The sequence below is a fragment of the Bradyrhizobium sp. th-b2 genome, assembly GCF_000426785.1.
Taxonomy (GTDB): Bacteria; Pseudomonadota; Alphaproteobacteria; order Rhizobiales; family Xanthobacteraceae; genus Bradyrhizobium; species Bradyrhizobium septentrionale.
Genome location: NZ_AUGA01000162.1, coordinates 1 through 5,765, shown reverse-complemented (window position 1 = coordinate 5,765; position 5,765 = coordinate 1). Strand labels below are relative to the sequence as shown.

At 57.7% G+C, this 5,765-nt stretch carries 5 protein-coding genes and 1 pseudogene; 4 read left to right on the top strand and 2 right to left on the bottom strand.

From position 1 onward, the window contains the following. Positions 1-173 precede the first annotated feature (173 nt). Together K359_RS56250 and K359_RS66605 are read left to right on the top strand one after the other, a co-directional pair. A pseudogene (locus tag K359_RS56250) lies at positions 174-449 on the top strand (IS5/IS1182 family transposase); the annotation flags it as partial. A 300-nt stretch (positions 450-749) separates the two neighbouring features. Next, positions 750-965 carry a hypothetical protein gene (locus K359_RS66605; RefSeq protein WP_084518846.1) on the top strand — a complete coding sequence of 72 codons (216 nt, stop codon included), beginning with the start codon at positions 750-752 and terminating at the stop codon, positions 963-965. Positions 966-2,734: 1,769 nt separating this feature from the next. On the opposite strand, the gene K359_RS0146615 is transcribed toward K359_RS66605, so the two are convergent. Together K359_RS0146615 and K359_RS0146610 are read right to left on the bottom strand one after the other, a co-directional pair. Further along, positions 2,735-2,941: a hypothetical protein gene (locus tag K359_RS0146615; protein ID WP_029085108.1), complete on the bottom strand. Its 207-nt coding sequence runs from the start codon at positions 2,939-2,941 to the stop codon at positions 2,735-2,737. A 60-nt stretch (positions 2,942-3,001) separates the two neighbouring features. Beyond that, positions 3,002-3,712 (bottom strand): Crp/Fnr family transcriptional regulator, encoded by a 711-nt coding sequence (locus K359_RS0146610; protein ID WP_029085107.1) that lies wholly within the window; start codon positions 3,710-3,712, stop codon positions 3,002-3,004. Between the two features lie 127 nt (positions 3,713-3,839). Here K359_RS0146610 and K359_RS56245 point away from each other — a divergent pair, with 127 nt between their 5' ends. Together K359_RS56245 and K359_RS60535 are read left to right on the top strand one after the other, a co-directional pair. Further along, positions 3,840-4,010 (top strand): hypothetical protein, encoded by a 171-nt coding sequence (locus K359_RS56245; protein ID WP_245284945.1) that lies wholly within the window; start codon positions 3,840-3,842, stop codon positions 4,008-4,010. Positions 4,011-5,430: 1,420 nt separating this feature from the next. Further along, the gene (locus K359_RS60535) at positions 5,431-5,667 is read left to right on the top strand and encodes a hypothetical protein (protein ID WP_084518844.1); all 237 of its coding nucleotides are present in this window, start codon (positions 5,431-5,433) and stop codon (positions 5,665-5,667) included. Positions 5,668-5,765 lie beyond the last annotated feature (98 nt).

Here is a 5,765-nt window from a genome sequence, read left to right as displayed (position 1 = left end):
AGGTGATTTGCTAGGCAACGGCCGCAAATTAGAGCAGCTTGTTGCGGTTCCGAATTAGGGCTCTATCGGTTTTTCCCCGCATATGGCGCTCAACCGTGCTTGTCGGGCTTGGTCTGATTTATGCTTCGAAATGAACGTATACGGAGGAAGCGGAATGAGGCGGGACCTTTTGGCTATCCGCCGAGGTCGTCATGGCCGATACGGCCTATGACGCCGATCACTTGCGCCAAGCCATCGCCGCCAAAGGCGCGCTCGCCGTGATCCCCAACAACCCGTCACGCGCGCTCAAATATCCACTCGACAAGCATTTCTATGCCCAGCGTCATCTCGTCGAATGCTGCTTCTCAAAGCTCAAGCAGTTCCGCCGCGTCGCAACCCGCTTCGAAAAAACGGCCCGAAATTACCTGGCCGTCGTCACTCTCGCAGCCATCGTCTTATGGATGCGATAAGTCTCCACACCACCTAGGCCGACAAGAGGTGGGCGCAGGTTCGCGCCATTGAGAATTTTCGTTTCGGAGGAAATGATGAGCCCCGCGCGTGTTGTGTCTCTTAGGGCTAACCCAAGGAGGAAGCCGATGAGAAACTATACCCTCGCACTGCTATTTGCATGTGTCGTGACAACCGGACCGCTGATCGCTCAAACCGCCATCGCTCAGAACCAGCAAAACGAAGCGGACAAGGGCATCAAGACACGAAATTCAGGTGAGTCTGGCTATGTCGGAGAGCAAGGCAAGCCTGGATCAGCCTCAATGCCTCCCGGACAGACGGGGTCCGCAAACGCAAACTCCCCCAGCGCGCAAAACTCCGGCACAGGCATCAGCGGCGCGCCTGGAAACAAGAACGGGCCGGCCGCTAACCAAAACACGGTCGGCTCTAATCCTCAAAATGAGCATGTCCGACAACAAGATTCATCGAACGTCAAAGGCTTGCCCGGCAACAAGAGTGGGCCGCCGGCGAAACGATGATAACTGGCGGGCGGGCGGGCGCGCGGGCTTCCGTTCGCCCCGCCGCCTCCTGGCGGGCAACCTCAAGCGGGACCTATCAATTGGCTGACGGCTGGGCTGGCGGCCCCGGGTTACCTACGTTTGACAAGTGTCCTAATTTTGACAGCTCGCGTAATTGCTAGAGGTGCACAGTACATCCAAGGTCGCAGGAACGCGTGGCCAATATTGGGCGTAGTCTGGTTGCTCCCGGCTTGTCAGGTCCCCCGAACCCGGTCGGGAGTGAGAATGGCGATCCCGGCGTGCCGCCCACACCGGGGTCGTTCTCTTGCGTCAGGGCGACCACTGCGCCTAAAAAGATGCGCCGGGCTCGAAATAAACGTCCCAGCGGCGCCCCTGTTCTTCCAGCCCTGGCGGCCTCTTCACTTTACGGCGACCCAAACAGCGAAGGCGCCGGCCGTCATTGCAGCAGTTGAGGCCGACCGAGGTGGCGTCCGATTTCGCCGCGTGAAATCTTGCATGATTGCTCGCTACAGGTTCCATCGGCAATCAAACACACCGTAGCAACCGGCCGTGGGGGACCAGCCATGACGGGAGAATGTCTAGAGATGACTGAACCGAGGCTGCGGTCGCTGCGGCCTCTTTGGCGCTTCGTCCCTTGCCTTAAATTGTGCAGACCATCCCTATTATTCGTCGTCGTCCTCGTAACGCCTTGGCCCATATTCGTCGTAACGTCTCGGACCATCTCGATCGTAACGCCTTTGCCGGTAGTCTCGATCCTCACCACGTCTGGGCACATTGTCGCCTTGTGCAAATACCGCGCGGCACCCATCGCTGAGTTGTGAAGCATTTCGACGTAAGCAAGCCACTATCCTGCCCGCATCCGGGACTTGCGCGCCGCATAGCCGCCAGACGTCGGGCGTGCAGGCCCTTTGTTGTTCCCACGTTCCCCTATACTCTTGCGAAAACGCGGTGCTTTGTAAGGTGAGGCAACCAAACGCTAATGCAAAGCTCAGTAAGATTCGAGGCGCTCGCATGTTTACCTTCCTTTGGTATTGAAAGGTGCGCGTTCCGCACGGAAAAGTGCGTCGTCCTGCGATTAAATGAACAATCGGGAAGGCGCGCATCTCACAACAACGAAAAAAAATGTCGCTCCGTTCCTATTCCGGCAACGATGCCGCGAACCACGGCCCAAACGAGTGCTAGAATGCCAATCGCTGCAGCCACGATCGCATTGACCTTGGCGTATTAGGCAGCGGCCGGTTTCGAAAACAATCCGATCACGATGCCGACGGCCGCGAGCTCGATCCCGAGGCCTAAAGCCCATCGAATATCGCTCCCCGGCGCAGCGCACTCGGCGATCGCGCTCAACCGAATGTGGTGGTCAGATCTGAAGACGCGCTGGAGGGCTCTCACTTCTCGTTGCCCGAAAGTGACAGCCTTAGGCCCCAATCCACCAGCGACGGCCGCCTGTGCTCGAGAGCAGGGATGACATGCGCAAGCGCGGGATGCCGAGCCCGGACGGAGGTGACGCTGTGGCGCTGACTTTTTCGGAGCCCGAGATCAGCCTCGCTAGCAGACGGCCGCTAGGGAGGATCGATCAGACAAACAAAGCGTCTATGCGACGCTTCCAGCCAGACAAGGCGCCCACCGACTGCTGGAAGAAAACCCGTATCGTTCGGGTTGGCGGGTTGGGACCGCTTCGTTTGAGAACGGCAACCGACCGTCCCTTGTCCAACGCTTCGAGGGCCTATTATGGCCTCGGGTGGATCATCCTCGCAAAGCGTGGCACCTCAGTTTGAATCTCGGTCCGCTAATAGCCGAGCCAGATCGGCCTCCAATATCGCTAATGTCCGCTCGAAGGTATGGAGCAATTCGAGGGCTTTGGCCTCATTGAAAGACTTGCCGCTTGCAATCCTTTCGCGCTGTTGTGCAACGATCCGGCGACCGTCCTGAACGTGCTGTTCGGCCGACTTTATCTGGTCGTCCAAGGTGCTCATGACCGTTACACTTGCGAGCTAATTGCCAATGCGTACGCACTGCTAGCGGGGTTGCGCTATTTAGCGTTCAATGTGATCGAGGCTGTCAAATCCACCGAGTTGGACAATCTTTTCTAGGTCGCCAAGCGTGACGACGTGGCGCTTCAAATCAAGAATGCCTTGGGCTCGGAATGCCTGAAGGACGCGGTTGACATGCACGACGCTCAGTCCAAGCGCGTCGGCGAGTTTCGATTGAGTGATTGGAAAGTCAAACTGCTCGTTAGCGACCAAATCCATCGCGCCAAGCCGCTGGCGCAGTTCGGCAATCAAATAGGCCATGCGTCCCGATGCCGATCGTGTGCCCAGATTGACGATCCATTGCCGGAACAAGGCGGCGTCAACAAGCGACTCGCGCCAGAGCGCGCGTGCTAAAGCCGGTCGGGTAATAAGGGTCTGCTCGAGCGCGTCGTGATCAATAAAACCAAGCCGCGCTTTCGAAAGCGTTGTCAGGTCGTGGTCCATCCGCTTCAGCGGCAGGCCATGAAGGTCGGGCATATCGCCCGCGATGTGAAACGAAAGGATCTGCCGCTTGCCGTCCTCCGAAACTTTCGATCGATAGGCGAAGCCGCTCAGGATCACGCGGCATTGGGTGCTGAGCTCCTCGTCGCGAATGATCGGCGTATTTTCCGGGAAATTCTTCACCAACGTAACGAGGGAGCGGAGCGCTCCGATATCTTCGGTGGGCAACTCAGAATGCTGCCGCAGCTTGCGGATCATCATCTCGATCGGCATCTGTGGTTCCTTGTCAACCGTTCGAGACAGAGGTTTCCGGTTGGGCCTCATCATACGCCTGGAACCAGTGCAGGAGTCAAAAATTATCCCATCAAATCAGCGCAATAATTCCCATCGGTCGCCTGGAATGCCGCGGTATTTCTTTCACATCGAGAAGGGGGAGCGGGAGCTCCCCGATGAAATTGGCGAACCCGACAGCGACGCCGCCTGGAAGGAAGCCACGATCACTGCTGGAAAACTCCTCCAGGACATGGATGGCAGTGAAGCCAGGCCAGGAATGGCGGATGGACGTCACTGATGAGGCGGGAAATCTAATCTGGGTGCTTCACCTGTTGGCTGAACGGCATTACGCAAATGGTCTACTCTGAACCGCAATTGCTGACGTTCTCTGGACCGCACCTCAACACAATGATTTTGCCAGTCTGATCAAATTCACGCGCGGACGATGCCTGCGCTCGTCACATACGAGACGATGGCGTCGTTTGGTTGCGATGGCTCGAAATCTTCTAAGGCGGAAGCGGGGTAGGTCGAAGGCGATCTACCTAATAAGCCCTGAGTGCGCTCGAGCCCGTCAGCGTTTTCATGCCGCCGCAGCCACAATGGATGGCTGAATCGTCGGTGTGCATGCCGAGCAGGGCATCGACGGCGCCAGCGCGGTAGGCGTCCAATCCACCGCAGCGGGGACATTCCTCACCTACTTGGCGGCCGAACGGCTTCTTATATGCGCCCTGAGTGCGATGCGTTGCGGAGCCGTCGACACCGCGAACGGATGGGCACTATCGAGCTTTGGAGTCGTCGCTCGCGTGAAGCGGAGCTTGGAATCGGACCATCGTCCAGTTTGAGTAACTGTAGGACCGGCCCATGGATGGACCAAGCCCCGCATCGTCTACATTCGAAAGTGCCCGAGTACATCATTGGAGCGGACCCACGCCCTTGAGTTGCAGAATAAACCGCGTCGCATTCGCGGCATGAAAATAAACAATCATCAATCATCCCTCGCCACGTCTAAGCGCCGCTTAGCCGCGTCTTGGGTGCCAGAGTTCTTCTTCCGCTCAAGACCGGCATAGAACCGCTCCCAGGGCTGGCGGAAGCGGCTCTTGGCGCCTTCCAGGTGTAGCGCCTCCCGGTAGCGGGACGGTGACTGCGTAGGTCCAAAATGGCGGGCTGCGCTCGGTCGCCAATCTGATCCGGCCGACCGTCCGGCCTTCAGGATCACGACGAAATCGTTCTCGAGCTTGTCGCCGGCTTTACATAGGCTAATGCGGTGAAGTGAAGCCGGGTGCATGATTTGGAGCGCGACGACTCCACCTGTGCCCTCAGTGTATACTTGCGGCGCTGAGCCCATTTTTTGGAGGAGCCATAATCGTCTGGGCCACCATTTCCTTAAATTATGCGAAAATGACCGAAGGACTTAGGCTTTACGTTGCGTTCGCTGTCGATGCCACAGGTGTCGCGCGGGCAACCTATGAGTTCACGAGTCATAGTGACGAAGAGGCGAAGAAGCGTGCTGAGGGATACCTAGGCGCTCACGAGATCATCGAGCTATGGACCGACCATCGCCAAGTTGCGTGCATGAAGCGGCTCCAAGTCGCCCCAGGGGACCACTAGCAACCTTCAGTAACGCGAGTTATTATACTTTGATCACCGGCCGAGGCTCAGTCCGTAGGCGCCAGTGGCTGAGAGACGTTCCCGCGCCTGCAAAGGAAGAGGAGCGCTTCATGGAACGCTATTTCTTCGACATCCAAAGCGGCCGCAATCTGTTCGCAGACGAGGAAGGCTTAAACCTGCCAAGTCAAAAAGCCGCCGAAGTCGAGGCGACGCAGACGCTCGCCGGGATGGCCAGGGATTCCGCTTTTTCAGGCGAACGGCCCGATATGGCAGTGGAAGTACGCTCGGCGACCGAGCGACTTTTCTGCGTCTCGATAGTCTACCGAAATGTCAGTACGAAGCATTGAGGATCGCGATAGAGACGATCCCGGCTCCTAACAGTAAACCGTCGAGTAGGAACGCATTCTGGCCGCCTGCTTTGATAAGAAACGCGGGAAGGCGAAGA